This is a genomic window from Anatilimnocola aggregata, assembly GCF_007747655.1.
GTDB classification, from domain to species: domain Bacteria; phylum Planctomycetota; class Planctomycetia; order Pirellulales; family Pirellulaceae; genus Anatilimnocola; species Anatilimnocola aggregata.
In genome coordinates this window covers 7,071,152-7,088,816 of record NZ_CP036274.1, presented here as the reverse complement: position 1 = coordinate 7,088,816, position 17,665 = coordinate 7,071,152, and the positions used below count along the sequence as shown (strand labels likewise).

At 57.8% G+C, this 17,665-nt stretch carries 10 protein-coding genes; 6 read left to right on the top strand and 4 right to left on the bottom strand.

Going from position 1 to position 17,665, the window contains the following annotated elements:
* Positions 1 to 37: 37 nt before the first annotated feature.
* The 3 genes from ETAA8_RS26680 to ETAA8_RS26670 all read left to right on the top strand — a co-directional run bounded on the left by ETAA8_RS26680 (position 38) and on the right by ETAA8_RS26670 (position 5,047).
* On the top strand, positions 38 to 529 hold the full coding sequence (locus ETAA8_RS26680; RefSeq protein ID WP_145095890.1) for a 2,4'-dihydroxyacetophenone dioxygenase family protein: 492 nt from the start codon (positions 38 to 40) through the stop codon (positions 527 to 529).
* A gap of 11 nt (positions 530 to 540) precedes the next feature.
* On the top strand, positions 541 to 3,504 hold the full coding sequence (locus tag ETAA8_RS26675; protein ID WP_145095887.1) for a DUF1549 domain-containing protein: 2,964 nt from the start codon (positions 541 to 543) through the stop codon (positions 3,502 to 3,504).
* A 622-nt stretch (positions 3,505 to 4,126) separates the two neighbouring features.
* Positions 4,127 to 5,047 (top strand): bestrophin family protein, encoded by a 921-nt coding sequence (locus ETAA8_RS26670; protein ID WP_145095884.1) that lies wholly within the window; start codon positions 4,127 to 4,129, stop codon positions 5,045 to 5,047.
* Positions 5,048 to 5,058: 11 nt separating this feature from the next.
* Here ETAA8_RS26670 and ETAA8_RS26665 read toward each other — a convergent pair whose 3' ends face one another.
* Both ETAA8_RS26665 and ETAA8_RS26660 read right to left on the bottom strand, forming a co-directional pair.
* Positions 5,059 to 6,855, bottom strand: coding sequence for a hypothetical protein (locus tag ETAA8_RS26665; protein WP_145095881.1), 1,797 nt, complete (start codon positions 6,853 to 6,855; stop codon positions 5,059 to 5,061).
* A gap of 36 nt (positions 6,856 to 6,891) precedes the next feature.
* The gene (locus tag ETAA8_RS26660; protein ID WP_145095878.1) at positions 6,892 to 7,530 is read right to left on the bottom strand and encodes a hypothetical protein; all 639 of its coding nucleotides are present in this window, start codon (positions 7,528 to 7,530) and stop codon (positions 6,892 to 6,894) included.
* 488 nt (positions 7,531 to 8,018) lie between these two features.
* On the opposite strand from ETAA8_RS26660, the gene ETAA8_RS26655 reads away from it, so the two are divergent.
* Complete coding sequence (locus tag ETAA8_RS26655) at positions 8,019 to 8,498, top strand: hemerythrin domain-containing protein (protein WP_145095873.1); 480 nt, start codon at positions 8,019 to 8,021, stop codon at positions 8,496 to 8,498.
* Between the two features lie 135 nt (positions 8,499 to 8,633).
* Here the strand turns inward: ETAA8_RS26655 and ETAA8_RS26650 are convergent, their stop codons facing one another.
* A complete protein-coding gene (locus tag ETAA8_RS26650) occupies positions 8,634 to 10,100 on the bottom strand; it encodes a DUF1501 domain-containing protein (protein ID WP_145095870.1) in 1,467 nt (488 codons plus the stop codon).
* A 1,222-nt stretch (positions 10,101 to 11,322) separates the two neighbouring features.
* Between ETAA8_RS26650 and ETAA8_RS26645 the strand changes: the two genes are divergently transcribed.
* Positions 11,323 to 12,375, top strand: coding sequence for an acyl-CoA desaturase (locus tag ETAA8_RS26645; protein ID WP_202921292.1), 1,053 nt, complete (start codon positions 11,323 to 11,325; stop codon positions 12,373 to 12,375).
* An 8-nt stretch (positions 12,376 to 12,383) separates the two neighbouring features.
* The gene (locus tag ETAA8_RS26640; protein WP_145095865.1) at positions 12,384 to 15,467 is read left to right on the top strand and encodes a DEAD/DEAH box helicase family protein; all 3,084 of its coding nucleotides are present in this window, start codon (positions 12,384 to 12,386) and stop codon (positions 15,465 to 15,467) included.
* Between the two features lie 23 nt (positions 15,468 to 15,490).
* On the opposite strand, the gene ETAA8_RS26635 is transcribed toward ETAA8_RS26640, so the two are convergent.
* Complete coding sequence (locus ETAA8_RS26635; RefSeq protein WP_145095863.1) at positions 15,491 to 17,518, bottom strand: type VI secretion system Vgr family protein; 2,028 nt, start codon at positions 17,516 to 17,518, stop codon at positions 15,491 to 15,493.
* Between the last annotated feature and the right edge of the window lie 147 nt (positions 17,519 to 17,665).

Sequence of the window (17,665 nt, the reverse complement as noted above, 5' to 3'; positions counted from 1 at the left end):
TCTCAAATGCCCCGCTGGTCCCTGCCAGGATCTTATCATGAACGTCTCTGCTATGGCCGCCAGCCGCATGATCTCCGATCTGGTCATCACGGCAATTCCCGAAGACGAACGATTGTGGGTTCCTCAGGCCAAAGGTGTGTGGTTCCGGCCACTTCTGTTGAACACAGTGAACGGCGAATGGGTGAATCTGCTCCGTGTGCGGCGCAGCGGAGTGTTGAGCCGTCATCGCCATCCCGCCCCGGTGCACGGTTTTGTCCTGAAGGGATCGTGGCGTTATCTAGAGCACGAATGGATCGCGCGCGAGGGTATGTACGTTTTCGAGCCGCCAGGCGAGGTTCACACGCTGGTCGTCGATAATGATACCGAAGAAATGATCACGCTCTTTCACGTCTGCGGCGCTCTCATCTACTACACAGAAGACGGGCAACCCTGCGGGCACGATGATGTGCATACCAAGTTGGAGATGTGCCGCCGGCATTTTGCCGAGACTGGTCTAGGCGAAGATTACGTCGATCAATTCGTGCGTTGAAAGCTCTAGCAATGCACTATTCCTGCTGCGGCAAGATTCCCTGGTTCGTCGCGTTAGTGTTCGTCGGTAGTTCTACGACGGTTCCCCTTGTTGCGGCACCGCCGAAAATTGAGCCACTCGAACTTTTTGCCCGCCATTGCGTTACTTGCCACAACACGTCCGATCCCAAAGCTGGGCTCGACCTAAGTCAGGCGGAAAGCGCACTTAAAGGTGGTGACAGTGGCACGGTCATTGTTGCCGGCAAGCCGAGCGACAGTCTGCTGTTGGAGCGTATCGCCGATGGCTCGATGCCCCCCGAGCATGACGGTCGCCGCCTGACCGGGGACGAAGTATCTGCCGTCAAAAGTTGGATTGAACAAGGTGCAGCCTGGCCGGCTACGAAAACACTGAGCCAGTTTGAATTCACCACCGAACGCCGTGCTGGCTACGACTGGTGGTCGCTGCAACCTATCCGCCCACCGGCAATCCCCGTTGCTGCCAGAGCAACTGCAAATTCGGCCATTGATGCCTTTGTCGGCATGCGGCTACAAACCGAGGGCCTGCAACTGGCCGCGCCCGCTGATCGCGTTACGTTTGTTCGACGGGCTTGTTTCGATCTCATCGGCCTGCCCCCATCGCCGTCGGAGATCGAGCAGTTCTTGACCGACATTGCTCCCGATGCGATGGATCGACTTGTGGACCGCTTGCTTGCGTCGCCCCACTATGGCGAACGTTGGGGGCGGCATTGGCTCGATGTAGTTCGCTATGGAGAGAGCGACGGCTTTGAGCACGACAAGTATCGTGAGCATTCCTGGCCATATCGCGACTATGTGATTCGCAGCTTGAATTCAGACAAGCCTTATGCGGCGTTCATGACCGAGCAGATAGCAGGGGATGCACTACCTGGCGTTACGCACGAAACGATGGCCGCCACCGGCTTTTTAGTTGCCGGGCCGTGGGACGAGATTCAGAATGTCGGTGCAAGTCCGACGGAGAAGCGCCGTGCTCGTGAGGAACAGCAGGAAGAGCTAGTCGCTGCCGTTTCGCAGACATTTCTCGGGCTCACCGTAAACTGTGCTCGCTGCCACGATCATAAGTTCGATCCAATTACGCAATCCGACTACTACCGTCTGAAGGCAACTCTCGATGGTGTCGATCATGGCAATCGTCCCTGGTTAACTGCTGAAGAACAACGAACCTGGGATGCAAAACTAAAGCCACTGGCCGCTGAACTTGTCGCGGCCAAGTCCCTGCTCGTCGACGTGAGTAAGCAATTGCCGAGCGATGCGCGGTTGGAACGGGGCGCAGACCAGCCCTTGGTGGCAGGGCGTTTCGGCCAGACATTCTCTCCTCAGCATGCGCAGGTCGCAGCCGCTCATTCCCCCGCCTACGATGTGCCGCCTCTAACGGTCGAGTGTTGGACCCGGCTGAATAGCAAGAGTAACTTCAATATTCTGGTGGCCTGCAACCCGAAAGATTCGGGCGACCACTGGGAACTCTATACATACGCGGCGACCGGTGAGCTAAGCCTGTACATGCCGGGCTGCAAACCGGCCGAGATCCGCTCGGGAGTCGACATCTGCGATAATGAGTGGCATTATGTGGCGGCCACCATCGACGAAGGAAAGGTTCAACTTTTTGTCGACGGCAAGCTGGTCCACGCGGCAGGCATTACGCGTCCGAAGCGCGGAGGCAAACAAGGTGCTTTGCAGTTCGCCGCCATCGCCGAGCAAAAACTTGGCTGCGCGGGACTGGTTGACGAAGTTCGCCTCAGTCGCGGATTGCGGACGATCGATCACCTACCTGCAGCTCCTTTCACTGTCGATGCCGATACGCTCGCGCTCTGGCACTTCGATGAAGCTACTGGTGGGCTGTTTGCCGATGCAGTTCCGCCACCGGCCGACCGCTCGGTTGAGGCCATTCGTCGGCAGCAAGCCGAGACTCGCCAGAAGATTGAACAGCTGGAAGCAAGCATCGCGCGGCAGCAACAGCCGAAATTGTATGCCGGCGTGCGGCGTCAACCCGAGCCAACGGTGCTATTGATACGCGGCGATCTGACCAAGCCTGGTCCCCTCATTCCGTCAGGCGTTTTGAGTGGTGTCAGAACGGTTGCCGGCTTTTGGCAGTTGCCGGCCGATGCTCCCGAAGCACAGCGCCGTTTGAAACTCGCCGAGTGGATTGCACATCAGCACAATCCACTTCCTTGGCGCGTAATGGCGAACCGAGTCTGGCAGTATCACTTTGGCCGAGGGTTCGTTGATAACTCCAGCGACTTCGGCTTTAGTGGCGGCCAGCCTTCGCATCCTGAGTTGCTGGACCATCTGGCTGGTGAGTTGCAGCGGTCGGGTAGCCTCAAGCAATTGCATCGCCATATCATGACTTCACGAGTCTATCAGCAAGCCAGCGAAATCGCCGCCGGACCAGTTGCCCAGCGCGCCCATCGAATCGATGCCGACAATCGGCTACTTTGGCGATACTCCGCTCGCCGCCTCGAGGCTGAAATCGTCCGCGACGCGATGTTGACGGTCAGCGGGCAGTTAAACCGTCAGCAGGGCGGCCCCAGTTTCAAGCCCTTTACGGTGACAGTCTTCAATACTCACTTCTATCACTTGCAGGAGCAGGATCGTCCCGAGTTTCAACGCCGCACCATTTATCGCGCAGCAGTCGTGACGGGGCGCGATCCCTTACTTTCGGCGCTCGATTGCCCTGCACCGTCGCTGGCTGCCCCCAAGCGGCAAGAGACGGTCACGCCCTTGCAGGCCTTGGGGCTGATGAACGACGCGTTCGTGCAGCGTCAAGCAGCAGAGTTAGCGGCCCGCATTGCCGCCAAACTTTTACCCGTCAATGAGCAAATCAGCCAGCTTTATTTGGTTGCCCTCGGTCGAGAAGCATTGCCTGCTGAAACCTCAGCGGCCCGCGCTCTGGTCGACGAACACGGCCTGCGCGAGCTGGCTTGGGCACTTCTCAACAGCAGTGAGTTCTTGTTCGTGCGGTAACGAATGCGTGCGAGTTTCGTTCCTGGTGTTAGCTAGGTGGCGATGTTCTGCAGCCACTCAGATCAACAAGACGACCGTAGTAGTTCATTCTCGCAAATTGCAGTTGCCCGGTCTTAATCGCGTGGTATTCGGAGGTTTCGTATCGACCGGTTTATCAACACCCCCCCCTTTTGCGTGCATCGCAGGTAAGTAGTTTGGCGGCAACGAATTGCGCCCCAGATTCTAATTCTGAAATCATCCTATTTGTTGATAAACCCAGTGGGGAGCTCTCGGAAACAGCTCGTCGTATAGGGTGAAGCCCCGGCAATTCCAAGAGGCGGTTCTTTGCGCCGGCGCGAAGTACTCCTGCAGTAGCGGCGCGCCTCTTTCACCAGGTTGTCAAATAGCTGTCTTTATTATGTAGACATAGTGAATAGTTGTCAAGTAACTATGATTGATATTTTCCTCTCGCCAGATTTAGTTGTTCTGCAGGCGATCACGTTTCTCTTCCGAGGTTGCACTCCTCGGTCGCTCAGCCTGCAGATGGCAGGCTGCCGGATCGATCGGCTTGGCATTGGCGGTTGGAGCAGGCCAGCGTAAATTGGGGGCTCTGCTGAACAATCTCTGCTGCAGCTGCAACTCCATGATTGAATACGATCCGCACAATTGGCGTTCTCACCTGCTGGATATTCGCGGTTCGCTCTTGCCGGAAATCGTCGGGCGGGTGGCCACCTGCGTGGGCTGGTCAGTTATCGTGACTGTCGCACACGAGTTCCTCGACAGTCGCTATCAGATTTCGCTGGCAGTGCCGGTGATGGTACACACGTTGGTTGGGACTGCACTCGGTTTACTGCTCGTGTTTCGCACCAACGCGTCGTATGACAAGTTCTGGGAAGGCCGCAAGCTATGGGGCGGCATGGTGAACGAGTGTCGTAACATCGCCCGTCAGGCCAATGCACTGCTTGGTGCTGCACCCGAACTGCGAAAACACACCATTTTGTGGACCGCTGCTTTTCCTTACGCCGCCATGTCGGCGCTGCGCGGAACGCGTGGCCTTTCACCGAGCAGTAGCGACCTTCCCAAGCACGAAGTCGAAGAGGTGCTCGCCGCTCAACACTTGCCCTCGGCAATTACCGCCAAAATCACTGCGCAAATTCTGTCCGCGCGCGATCAACAGATCATCAGCGACTATCTGGTTGGCATGGTGGACCACAACATCAATTTACTGATCGACTATATCGGCGCCTGCGAACGAATCCATCGCACACCAGTCCCGTATGCCTACGTCGTGCATTTGCGCCGGGCTTTGTTTCTGTACTGCTTAACCATTCCGTTTGCGATGGTGGGTGACCTCCATTGGTGGACGATTGGCGGCACATTCATGGTGGCTTACATTTTCTTTGGCATCGAAGAAATCGGTGTCGAAATCGAGGATCCGTTTGGCTTCGACGAAAACGACCTGCCACTCGAACGATACTGCCACACGATCGAAGCCAACTTGTTGGCGGTCCTGAATTCAAGTCAAGTCGCCGCGCCCGTTGATGCCACTGGCGACGGTCGCTGAGTTACACCCCATCAAGGGACGAGCACAAAGCAGTCGTGCTGAAACCACTGCGGCTTCAACAGATCGAAGCGCACTGCCAGCGAGCTAACTTCCATTCCTGCGCTCTCGGAAATTTCATCGCGCGGCAGCAACGAAGCCGCTTCATCCGGCAAAGTGATGAACCGAGTTAATAGCGGCTCCAGCGTTACTTGATCGATTGGCCCCCCAGCACTCTCGAACGCTCCCAGCTTGGCAGTCGCGAGGGCAGTCGCCGCATCCAGCGTGATCGGTAATGCCTGGGCTGATGCGAGTAACAATTGCTCCAGCCGATCGGTCTCTGCTTTCCAGGCCTCGGCAGGCGGCGCTGCAACCAAACCGAAGACACGCGTACGATAGCGGGCGACCCAGCGCTGCTGCGTGGAATTCACTGGCACCAAGTCGGCGAAGACGACTGGTTCTGATGGTCCTTGGGGAAGCACAGGGGGCAGCACTGCATTCGCGCTGCTGATGACTTGAGCGGCGCCGATTGTTTTGTTGGCATCGGGAATGATTGTCCCTTGCTGGGTGAACGTCGATAGCATGCGCGTGCACCAGTCACTGACTGGTGGACTGGCCTTAGCTAACGACTTCGCCCGAGCGCGGGCCAATAACCGTTGCCAGGCCAACAGTGGTTCCGTTGCATTGCGATAGGCAACGACTTCCGTCTCGCGGCCTCCCTTCGCTGCCAGGCTTTGCAATGCCGGCTCAAGCGCAGCCTGCAACTCTCGACGTGGCCCCGTCGAACATAGTTGAGCGCAACTGGCCACATACCGTGAATAAAGCCCGGCAGCATCGGCACCACTCGTACGTTGGGCATCGGCTTGAATGATGCCTGCCATCGTCTTCGGCAAGTCCGCAATGAACTTCTGACGAGCCGCGAACATCGTCGCACTCAGGTTTTCTTCCGCTGGATTGATCCGTTCGATGGCGATTTGCGCCATTACCCCCCGCTGCGCGGCAGCTTGTACCTTCGGCCAGCGCTCGTGCCAGGCCAGAATCAACTCAGGACCAGCGAGCATTTGGCTGCCGAACATTGCCTGACCACTACTCCCAATGCTGGCGGCAGCGGCGGTTAATTCCGCCTGCAGCTGAGCCAAGTCGGGACTTTGCGCTACGACTTCCTTCAGCTCTTTCGACGCCTGCTCACGGCGCAATTGATTGGCAGCTTCGACGTTTCTTTGAAACGGGCGATAGGTCTCGTTGAAGTTGGTGCCAGGAAACCAGATGGTGTTACGACTCAACGAGTCGACAATCTCGGCCAATTCTCCTTCTGCCCGACAAACTTCATTCCGTTTAATCAGGCCGTCAATTTGCGGCAGTCGCTTCAAGCCAATCTGAGTGTCCCGATTGATTTGCTCACTCAGTACATTGCTCGGAAATCCCGGTAGGTTGATGATTGAATTAATAACTCCCGACAAACGACTCCCCAGATCGTCCAACCGCACAGCCAAGTCCCAGCCGGCTGCTTCGGCTCGCAGTTTGAGAAACTCTGCATCACGTCGTAGTTGCTGTGTTAGCAAATGCGCGGGTCCAACCTTGCGGGCATCGGCGAGCGTCAGCTTCTTGGCCACATTTCTGTCCCAAAGCTCATCGATGGCAATCTTGGCCCGTTGATAGCGCTGATTGATCGCCTGATAGTCGGGGCGGAGAAAATCGCCAGGAATTGCTTCGCCGGGGCGAATGCGTAGCAACGCTTCCGGATCTTTGGTCGAAGGATTGGCTAGCGCCGGTTGCACGGTGGCGACAAAGGCAATGAACAGAGCGCAGAGTAGTGCGCAATAAATCTTCATGGAAGCAGTTCCAGACTTAGTAACGGATGAACGACGCTACGGACGGATTGCCCCCACGAGTGTTCCCGCGACTGGCACAGTCGCTTGCTGCTCGAGGTTGACAAGCTCCGCATTCTGAAGCTGACAAGTTAGGACATTTTTTTCGATCTTCATTACTTGCACGGCCACCGGATTGCTGATGGTCGATTCATAGTGTCCATTTGCTTCGCTCTTTGCCACAAACAGCTTGCCATACACGGTCTGCCCCACCAGCGCTGGCAGAGTGGCAGCATCGGTTGGAGCATGCAGATAGACCGCGGGAAAACTTTGCGGTCCCGTTGTGACCGAAGTGCCGATCTGCAGCAGTCCGGCGCGGCCATTTGTGGGGGGCGTGAAGTGAGCGGAGCAGATCGAACAGTTCACCGGCGCATCGAGGGTTAACTTAATCTCGCCCGCCGTGACGGAGCTGACCGCGCTCGGCAATTGCTTGAGCCCTTGTTCGGCCTGTTTCATTCCCTCTTCAGCTTGCTTGGCGGCATCGCTGGCCGTTTGCTTGGCCTGGTCCAACCCTTCCTGAGCCTTGGCTGCCAGTTCTTCCAGCTGCTTGTTGCCGCAGCCAATGCCTGTCCCTAGCCACAGTAGGAACAGCAGCGCTGCGGCCCAGGGCCACTCGCTTGGGCGAAGAAATTGATTCATCGAAACTCCTCTGGCCTTGTCGCTACGGCCACGCATGCGCGAGCGATCGAAATGAAAATACGAAATGAGGTGCCCGCAATCCCTCGCTGCTTTTATAAGCTGCGGTTGCCAAAGACTCTATGCAGCTTGGCATTTCTCGGCCAAGAATCGGAAAGGAAAGAATTTGACTCGCCAGCCTGACAGGAATAGATTTTCAAATGGTGGTTCAATTCTCCGCACCACCTCGAAAGTGGCCGTGAACGGCTCCGCATAGTACCTGCCTGGTAGGCGTGACGAAGCGAACCAGTTCGCGGCCTGAATTTGCGTTGTCCAGCTTTGCTGGTAGTGGCAGCCCGTCCACTTCTCTGGGTCGGCCACGCTCGCAAAGCCTGTTTTGGGTTGGGCCGAGATTGCGGCTTGCCAGTTTGTCTCTTCCTGTCTGGGCAGTCTGCACCTCAGCCCCATAGTCGCTGCGAGTTCGTTCGAGCCGCTGCGAGAAGGAGGTTGTCATGAGCAGCGTGTTGCTTACCCGCACCGTCACGGTGAACGCGGCCTTTCTGCAAGAAATCAAAGAAGTCAACAAGGAGCTTTGGCAACGACTGCAAGACATGCGTCACCGTTGCCAGCGTCCCATCGCTCCCGCTTCGTGCCGCCACTTCGTCCAACTCCTCTCGCAGTTGCGCGATCAGCTGGCGCTCCACTTTGCCCTCGAAGAAGCTTACGGCTATTTCGAAGACCCGGTCGATGTTGCCCCGCGGCTCAGCTACGCGGCCGATCAACTCCGCAGCGAGCATCGCCAGCTATACATGCGGCTGACGGGCATCGTCGAGCGGAGCGAAAGCCTGCTCCATAGCGAGCAACTCACCACGCTGGCTCTTTGGCTGGGCCGTGAGTACCTGCACTTCGATGCTGCCCTCCGCGATCACGAATCGCGCGAGAACGACCTCATTTTCGAGGCCTATGATACCGACCTCGGCACAGGCGATTAGCGCCTGATCGTTGCCCGGCAACGACGTAAAAAAGCAAGCCGCCTGATTTAGACGGCTTGCTGGAGCGTGGACTATAGCCCACGAGTTTCGGTTTGGCGCAACGTGGGCTAAAGCCCACGCTACACGGCGGTCAACCTAACCGAACAACTTCGTCACGGGATCGGCCTTCACCAATTCGCGGGGCTGATTCAGGTGGTTGTAAACGATGGTCTGCGGGTTGATGCCGACCGCATGATAGATCGTGGCGAGCAGATCGATCGGATGGACCGGCGTTTCGAGCGGGGCAGAAGCGGTTTTGTCGCTCTTGCCGTACACTTCGCCGCGCTTGATGCCGGCACCGGCGACGACTGCGGTATAGCAGTAGGGCCAGTGATCGCGACCGTCGGCGCTGTTATTGTTGCCAGACGTACTAACGCCCCGGTTCGGACTGCGGCCGAACTCGCCCAGTGCGACCACCAGCGTTTCGTCGAGCAAGCCACGTTGATCGAGATCTTCCAGCAACGTGCTGAGGCCCGCATCGAGCATTGGTGCCGATTGCTTCTTCATCCGGTCCGGCAAGCCGACGTGAACGTCCCACGAGTGATTGTCGCTATTGGCCACTTTGGGCCAAATTACTTCGACCACGCGGGTGCCGGCTTCGACCAGGCGGCGGGCGAGCAAGCAGCATTGGCCGAACGTGTTGCGGCCGTACTTGTCGCGAACGTCGGCAGTTTCCTTGTTGATCGAAAACGCTTCGCGCGCCTTGCCCGACATGATCAGATTCAGGGCCGAATCGTAGTACTTGTCGAGATCGTACTTGGCGACAGCCTTGTCGATTTCCGGCATCCCTTGATTCACCAGGTCGCGAAGGCGAGCGCGGCGATCGAGACGAGCCTCGGAAACTTCCGGCCGCAGGGTCAGGTCGTCGACACGGATCTTTTCCATCTTGGCCATGTCCATGTCATCGCCTGGTGGAAACAAGTAGTACGGGTCGAACGCGCGGCCCAAAAAGCCGGCGGTTCCCGCCTTGTTCACCACGTTGCTCTCTTGGAGCGGGCGAGGCATCATCACGAAGGGGAGCATTGGCGTTTCTGGCGGCTTGAGCCGGACGATGTTGCTGCCGAAAGTGGGATAATCTTTGGGCGAGGGAGGTTCCAACTGCCCCGACGGGCTCACCTTGTCGGCGGTGTAGCCAGTGTGAATCTGATAAATGGCGGCCGTGTGATTGAACAGGCCGACGGGCGTGTAACTCATCGAGCGAATCAGCGACAGCTTGTCGGTCACTTTCGACAAGTTCGGCAGCAGTTCGGTCAATTCCATTCCCGGCACTTTGCTCGAGATGGTCTTAAACACGCTCTTCACGTTGTCGGGCACGTTTTCTTTAGGATCCCACAGATCAAGATGGCTCGGGCCACCTTGCAGGTAGATCATGATCACGCTTTTGGCTTTGCCCCAGCCTGGGCCGCCACCAGCGGTTGCCCCTTGAGCCGCTTGCGTCTTCAGCATGCCACCCAGTGAGAGACCAAGAATGCCGGAGCCACCGACGCGGAGAATATCGCGACGCGTGACGCCCAGGTTCTTATCGCACAGATCCTTGCCCGGTTGACCAGGGATGCACAGCATCGAAAACTCCTAGCGGCGAGTCGGCAGAGCGGGGGAGGGAGATTCGCAGTCCCCGGCAAGCACCCCGGGCGCAAATCCAATACGCCAATATAGGTACATCGGCTGACCGATGTCAATGTTTTGATGGATTTGATTGTGCATCAGTGTGATTGTCCTTCAAAGTCTTGGGTTTGCTTGCAATCGAACTAAGCAAGCATCCCAGTCGACCGCCACCACCGAGAGATAATGGTTCACCACAACTCGGCAGTTCGCCGCGAGATCTCAGCGCTCAATTTCACCCTAAACGTCCAACAATACTCTCGATTGTTGGACACCAATCTGCCGGAAACCCGAGAGTTGCGCGATCTGCTGTCCAACAATAGGCCCGATTGTTGGACACCCCCCTTTTGCGGTTGCGCAGTAAGCGGTCGCTCGAAGATCGCGTGTCGCCGAAGTCGATTGAGTCTGCCGATTACTAATCTGAAGCAGATTGAATTTGCCGGCACACGATCCCGGGCGGATAACCGCCAACAAATTCATACTCGGTCAACAACGAAGTGAGCTCGCGCCCGCGTAGCCATTCCAACGCGAAATAGCCCCCATTCCTAAACGGTGGCCGAATGCAGATACACGCGTGATCTGGCAATTCGTAATAAGTACCCAGTCGACAATCACCTTCGAGATTCCCCGGAACGACCTCCCAGCCATTCTTTGGCCCACGCCAAATCAAATCGATGATTCGTCCAGATGGCGCATCTGCCGTGACCAAGTTCCCATTCTTGCTAGTGCCCGGTCGAAACCCTTCAGCGACGGCAGTCCGAAGGAACGTCCTACAGTCTTCGTCAAACGGCACCCAGACTGCGTCTGACCTGCCGATTTCAAATTCGTCGTACAACGATTCGTCCATCGCCACAGACTACTCTCTACTCGGGTTCCCCGAATACTCCCTGGCAGTTGCCACGAGATTTGCACCCCGCAAACGCAACTATTACGCAGGCAATCGGCAAATCCAAAGCGGGTGAATGGTAAGCGCGCCGATTTGGTGTAAAACTAAACGTCCGGTTCCAGCGATGGCGCCTCCCGCCAGTCTCCTGCTAGCTGATGGAACTTGCCAGCAAAAATGATCTGGGTGCTTGCCTGCACCGCGTGATATAAGGCACTCCTGCTGCCGTATATACCCATCTCGCACTAACGGCCTGGCCGCGACAGTTTTTTACCGGGTCACTTGTTCGAGGGTTCTACCTTGTCGATTACGAATAGTCCTCGGTTGGGCGTGCTCACCGAAGAGCGCGGCGAAGTGGACACCGAGCCAGCCGCCGACGTGCTGCCGGTGCGCGTGCCGACTCGCGTTCCGCACCCGGAATCGACGAAGAACGGCCGCTTGATCTGGTCGTACATCATTCCGATTGTTGGCTTTCACCTGCTGCTCCCCCTCGCCTTCGTTCCTTGGCTCTTCAGCTGGACCGGTCTGGCACTGATTCCGATCGGCAACTTCATCTTCTGCTCGATGGGCATTGGTGCCGGCTATCACCGCCTGCTCACGCATCGCGGCTATACTTGCCCCAAATGGGTCGAACACACGCTGGCGATTTTGGGCGTCTGCACGTTGCAAGATACACCCGCTCGCTGGGTCGCCGTCCATCGCCTGCACCATCAGCATTCCGATCAACAGCCCGACCCGCATACGCCGCGTGTCACCTGGTTTTGGTCGCACATCGGCTGGCTGTTTATCGAAAACCGGCAACTGGTCGGTATTAACATGTACGAGCGCTATGCGCGCGACATTCTGCAAGATCCGTTCTATCTGCGGCTCGAGCGAAACGTGCTGTGGGGCTGGATCTTCGCGGCTCATGCGCTGGCGTTTTATCTGGTGGGCATGGCGATCGGGTGGATCTACACCGGCACCTACCTGGGTGGCGTGCAGTTCGGCCTGAGCATTCTGCTGTGGGGGGTGGTGATCCGCACCCTGTATACCTGGCACACAACCTGGGCCATTAATTCCATCACGCACATGTGGGGCTATCGCAACTATGCAACCCGCGAGGACAGCCGCAACAATGTTCTCTGCGCCCTGGCTACCAATGGTGAAGGCTGGCACAACAACCACCATGCTCAGCCTCGCGCGGCCGCTCACGGTCACCGCTGGTACGAGATCGATTTGACGTACGTGGCGATTCAAGCCCTGGAGTGCGTCGGTCTGGCGAAGAATGTCGTCCGCCCCAAGCCACTCGCCGACTTCAATGAAGAAGAGGCCAGCGAACGACAGTCTGGGACGAGTGCCCGCGATGCGGCATAATTGGTCCGATGCCACTGCGTGAAGAACAGTTTGAACAGCGGGCCGACCAGCGCGAGCCATTTCCGCAATTGCGGTTCCGCGGCCAATTGCGTCCTTCGCAGGCCGATGTCGTTAAGCTCGCGCGACAAAAACTGGCCGATGGTGCGAGGCAGTTGCATATTGTCGCGCCCCCCGGTTCGGGCAAGACGATTCTGGGGCTGTATCTGTGGGCCGAGTGCGTTCGCTTGCCGGCCGTGGTCCTCTCGCCGAACTCCGCCATTCAAGCGCAGTGGGCTGCTAAGGTCGATCAATTCTCGTGGCAAAATGGTGATCCCGAACCCGCCAACGTGCCAGCCGAATGGATCAGCACCAAGCCGGACAAGCCCGCCTGGCTCACGAGCCTGACTTATCAGTCGGTCACGCTTCCGGGCCGCGGCAGCGACGACCTCGATGAGCAAGCACGCAGCTTGTGGCTCGAACGCTTGATTGGCAGCGAACAGGCCCAGACGGTGGAGGAGGCGAAGTTCTGGCTGGCCGATCTCAAGCGACACAATCGCGACTACTATGACCAGCGTTTGTCTGCCTATCGCAAGCAGGCCCGCGATGCGATGGCGATCGCCGGTGACGCTTTACAAACGCTGCACGTCTCTGCGCTCGATACGCTCGCCCGCCTGCGCGACCGCGGCGTGGGCCTGGTCATTGTCGACGAGTGCCATCACTTGCTCGGTCACTGGGGGCGAGTGCTCGAAGCGGCTCACGACCTGCTTGCGGGGCCCATCGTCATTGCGCTCACCGCGACCCCGCCCGATCGCGATGGCAAGTTGCCGGCCGACGTGCAACGGTACGATCGCTACCTGGGCGAGATCGACTACGAAGTGCCAGTTCCGGCGGTAGTGAAGGACGGCTTTCTCGCTCCCTATCAGGACCTGGCTTACTTCGTGCGTCCCGCGCCCGATGAACTCACCTTCATTGCTAACGCCGATGAACAGTTGCATGAGTTGGTTGCTGAGTTGTGCCAGCCGTTGCCGCAAGAGGAGGAAACTGCCGAGGCGATTGAGACTGTTGAGGATACGGACGAAGAAGAACTCCCTGCCGATGTGGAATCGGCCGTCGAAGTGACTGACGAGAACGATGGCGACTTCATTTCGGTACAGGCGGCCGAGATCACCGGCAGCGGCATCATTCGCAAACTGGCCGAGCCCGAGCCCGAGCCCGCGGAGGAAGCCGTTCCCGTAAAGCAAAAAGACTTTGTTCGCGCACAGTCGCCACTGCGCGAATCGCTGCTCGAATGGTTATCTCGCATTTTGCTCGAAAAGCGGTTGCCGACTGGCCTGGCGAAAGATTGGAACGCGTTTGCCAAACGCGATCCCGATCTGGCATGGGCCGCGCGCGTGTTCCTGCTGCGACGGAGAATCAAACTTCCCGACGATGTGCCGCTCCCCGAGGACGACGTCGCGCCACAAGAGGTTCCCGAGATGGAACTTCTCGCGCCGGTGCTCGATCGCTACGTAAGGCATCGTCTTAGACGCTCGAAAGATCCCCGCGATCATGCGCTGGCCCAGCGCGTCATCCAGCGACTGCGCATCCTGGGCATTCAAATCACCGATACGGGTTGGCAGCCTTGCGCTTCGCCGGTCGGCCGGGTGATGGCTTACTCGCGCGGCAAGTCGCAAGCGCTCGTGCCGATCTTACAGGCCGAATATCAATTGCTCGGCGACAAGCTGCGGGCTGTCGTGATTGCCGATTATGAAAAAACGTCCGCCACGAGTGGCGCGGCCGAGAACCTGCTCGACGACGAAGCGGGTGGCGCGATTGCCGCGTTCAAAACGCTCACGCAAAACGCCACGACCGACGCGCTCCACCCCGTGCTGTTGACCGGCTCCAGCGTGCTGATCGATGACGATATCGCCGTGCTGCTCAAGCAAAGCTGCGAAGAGTGGCTGACTGCCGAGAAGTACGAAGTGGAACTCGAACTGGGGCAGGACGAAGGTTTCCGTGCTTTGCGCGGCCGCGGCAGGGATTGGGCCCCGCGCGTGTACGTCGAGATGATTACCGAGATGTTTCAGCGGGGCGTTACCAAGTGCCTCGTCGGCACGCGCGGACTGCTGGGTGAAGGCTGGGATGCGAACAAGATCAACGTGCTGATTGATCTCACAACCGTTACCACGTCGATGACTGTAAATCAGTTGCGCGGGCGGTCGATTCGCCTCGACCCTGCCGAGCCCTTGAAGGTGGCGAACAACTGGGACGTGGTCTGCCTCGCGCCGGAGTTCAGCAAAGGGCTCGACGATTACCGCCGCTTTCGGCTCAAGCATCAACGGTTGTATGGCGTGACCGACGACGGCGCAATTGAAAAAGGAGTGGGCCACGTCCACCCTGCGTTCACGCAACTGCGGCCCGAGGGGCTCGAAGGTTCCACTGCCCTTTTGAATGCCGATATGCTGGCCCGCGCGGCCCGCCGGCAATCGTGCCGAGAGTTATGGAAGGTCGGCAGCCCGTATCGAAATCAGCCCCTGCGTACGCTCGAAATCAAATTGGCGAAGGAGCCCGGCGCTGACGAATTCCCGCCGTTCAAAGGTGCCAAGCAGGCGTGGACTACAAAGTCGCTCGCGCAGGCCATCGGTCTGGCCGTCCTTCATTCGCTGACCGAGGCCCGCCTGCTGACTGACCCCGTCATCAATTCCACTCCGCAAGCCGTAGACCGCGTGGGCGGTTACGTGCGCGTGTTTCTCGAAGAGGCCAACGAAGCCGACAGCCGGCTCTTTACGCAGGCCCTGCACGAAGCGCTCGGCCCGCTGCATGAACCCCGCTATGTGATTCCGCGGCAGATCGACCGCCTGGAAGCAACCTGGCTCTCGAAGCTGCTTCCGTCCATTGTCGGGCAATATTTTCAGCGGCGGCGGCGCGAACAAGTGATGCTGCACGCAGTTCCTTCGCAGCTTGCCCGCAACAAAGACCTCGTCGCCATTTACGAGCGCTATTGGAACCAGCATGTCAGTCCCGGCGAAGCCATCTTCGCCCTCCGCGGTGCTGGCGAAGACCTCGCCCAATCAGCCCGCACTGGCGGCCAGGCACCCAGCGCGTTTATTCATGAGAAGGATGTGTTCTTGTAGTCTGCTTTGGTATTCCTGATGATTTAATTGATCATCAAAATGCCGCCCTTGATGGTGGCCATCGCAGAGCCTTGGACAGTGGTCATCAGGCCTTTGACGTCGGTCATCACCTGGCCTTCGATCTTGATCATCATTCCTTTGATGGTGACCCCCATCTGGTCGATCTTGATGCTACTCTGGCCGACCTTGAACTCGATCGACTGCATCGCTTCGGTCTCGCTCTTGCCGAGGTCGAGTTTGGTCGTGTCGTTGCCGAGCGAGAGCTTGGTTTCGCGATTGCCCATCTCGATCTTCAGCGAGTCATTGCCCATCTTAAGCTTGGCGTCGCGGTCCTTATAGATCTCGATTTTCTGACTTCCTTCCTTGGCCTGTGGCGTGCCGATCTTCACCGTTTGCGTATTGAAGATCTCAATCTTCTGATCGCCGTCGTCTTTCTTCTCGAAGCCGACCTTAAGCGTATCGTTGTTCTCGACGACGCGATTGAAGTCCTTCTCGGCGTGGAAGTAAATCTCTTCCTTGTCCTTCTTATCTTCGAACCGCAACTCGTTGAAATTGTCGGTGCTGCCGTCCTTCGAGCTGCGACTTTTAAACCCCGAGCGGGTTTGATTGTCGGGCATCGTGTAGGGAGGCATGTTGTCGTGGTTGTAGACGCTACCGACGCACAACGGCTGATCGGGATCGCCTTCCATAAAGCCGACGAGCACTTCGTGCCCGATGCGCGGCCAACAGAACGCGCCCCATTGTTTGCCCGACCAGGGCTGCGAGACTCGCAGCCAGCAGCTGCTACTCTCGTCCTTCTTACCTTCGCGGTCCCATGGAAACTGAACTTTGATCCGGCCGTACTTGTCAGTATAAATCTCTTCGCCGCTGGGACCGACCACGACCGCTGTATGCATGCCGTGAATCACCGGCTTGGCTGCGGTGCGCGACGGCCGGAACTTCACCTTCTTAGGAATGCAGACGAACGAATTTTGATAAGCGTTCTCGTTCGACTCGTCCGAGAAGTACGACGGGCTTTGCACAGCCGAGTGTTGCACAGCCGTCAGTACGTAGGGATTTCCCTTGGTGCGCCGCCCTTCTTTATCTTTGAGCGTGAACTGAAAACCGGGCGAGAAGCCCCGCATGGTGGAAGTGCCGGAAGCCAGCTGATGGGCCGCTTCCTCTTCTTCCATGCGAATCTTGGCCAGGCTCTTGCCGAGTTGCTCGACGTCGCCCATCCGCTGATCGGGCTTATTGAATTGCTGGGCATGATAGCCGGGAAAGTCGTAGATTTCGAGTTTGTCGTTCCCCCCTACTTTCACCTGCGTGGTGGCGTTGGCATCAAGCGTCTTATCGGGCATTTGGAAGTTGAAATCGCGCGAGACGAACTTGCCCGGCCGCATTTCCTGCGACAGTTGCCAATCGACCACGCCGTGACTCTTCTTCCCTTCGCCAATCTCAGGAATGTACTGCGCTTCGGCGGCAACGGGGCAGGGCTTGTGGGCATCCGGCGAGTCGGCGAGCACCAGCGTGTGCTTGTCTTTCTCGTGCTTGAAGAAGTAAAAAATCCCTTCGTGCTCCATCAGCCGCGAGATGAAATTGAAATCGGTCTCGCGATACTGCACGCAGTAGTCCCACTTGGTGTAGCTGCCGGTCAGTTCGTCTTTGAAGTCCGAGAAGCCCAGGTCGCTGAAGACCTTCTTAATGATTTCGGGAACCGACTTGTCTTGAAAAATGCGGCAGTCGGACGTTTGCGTCAGCATCCAGAGCCACGGCACCGCTTCGAGTTGATACGAGCGGACCCGGTCGTCTTCGGGACCTTGTGAGAAGCGCTTGCAGATGCCGTGAAAGAACCGCTCCGTGTCTTTGTCGTGCGACGTGACCCGCAGCGTCACCGGCTTGCCGATGATCGCTTCGGGTTTGATCTCCCGCTCTTCCGAATAGAGGTCGGCTTGCAGCGTGAAGAGTTCCGACATCTTCTCGGTCATCGTGAACGATTCGATGACCAGCACATCTTCGCCAGCAGCCGTGGTGATGCCGAGGCAGCGGTCTTTTTGACTTAATTTCGACATGAGGCGTCAATCCTTCTCACCAATCGTGGAGCGATTCGATGTTTATTGGCAGCAGGTTGCTTAATAATCGTTGCCGTAGTGCGCAATCGCGGTCATGCGACTGCGCACACCTTCACCCACTATTCTCGCCGGCTGAGCTCGCCCGGT

Coding starts and splice junctions, on each gene's coding strand:
- ETAA8_RS26680 (WP_145095890.1), top strand. CDS start 38: ATGAACGTCTCTGCTATGGCCGCCAGCCGCATGATCTCCGATCTGGTC.
- ETAA8_RS26675 (WP_145095887.1), top strand. CDS start 541: ATGCACTATTCCTGCTGCGGCAAGATTCCCTGGTTCGTCGCGTTAGTG.
- ETAA8_RS26670 (WP_145095884.1), top strand. CDS start 4,127: ATGATTGAATACGATCCGCACAATTGGCGTTCTCACCTGCTGGATATT.
- ETAA8_RS26665 (WP_145095881.1), bottom strand. CDS start 6,855: ATGAAGATTTATTGCGCACTACTCTGCGCTCTGTTCATTGCCTTTGTC.
- ETAA8_RS26660 (WP_145095878.1), bottom strand. CDS start 7,530: ATGAATCAATTTCTTCGCCCAAGCGAGTGGCCCTGGGCCGCAGCGCTG.
- ETAA8_RS26655 (WP_145095873.1), top strand. CDS start 8,019: ATGAGCAGCGTGTTGCTTACCCGCACCGTCACGGTGAACGCGGCCTTT.
- ETAA8_RS26650 (WP_145095870.1), bottom strand. CDS start 10,100: ATGCTGTGCATCCCTGGTCAACCGGGCAAGGATCTGTGCGATAAGAAC.
- ETAA8_RS26640 (WP_145095865.1), top strand. CDS start 12,384: ATGCCACTGCGTGAAGAACAGTTTGAACAGCGGGCCGACCAGCGCGAG.
- ETAA8_RS26635 (WP_145095863.1), bottom strand. CDS start 17,518: ATGTCGAAATTAAGTCAAAAAGACCGCTGCCTCGGCATCACCACGGCT.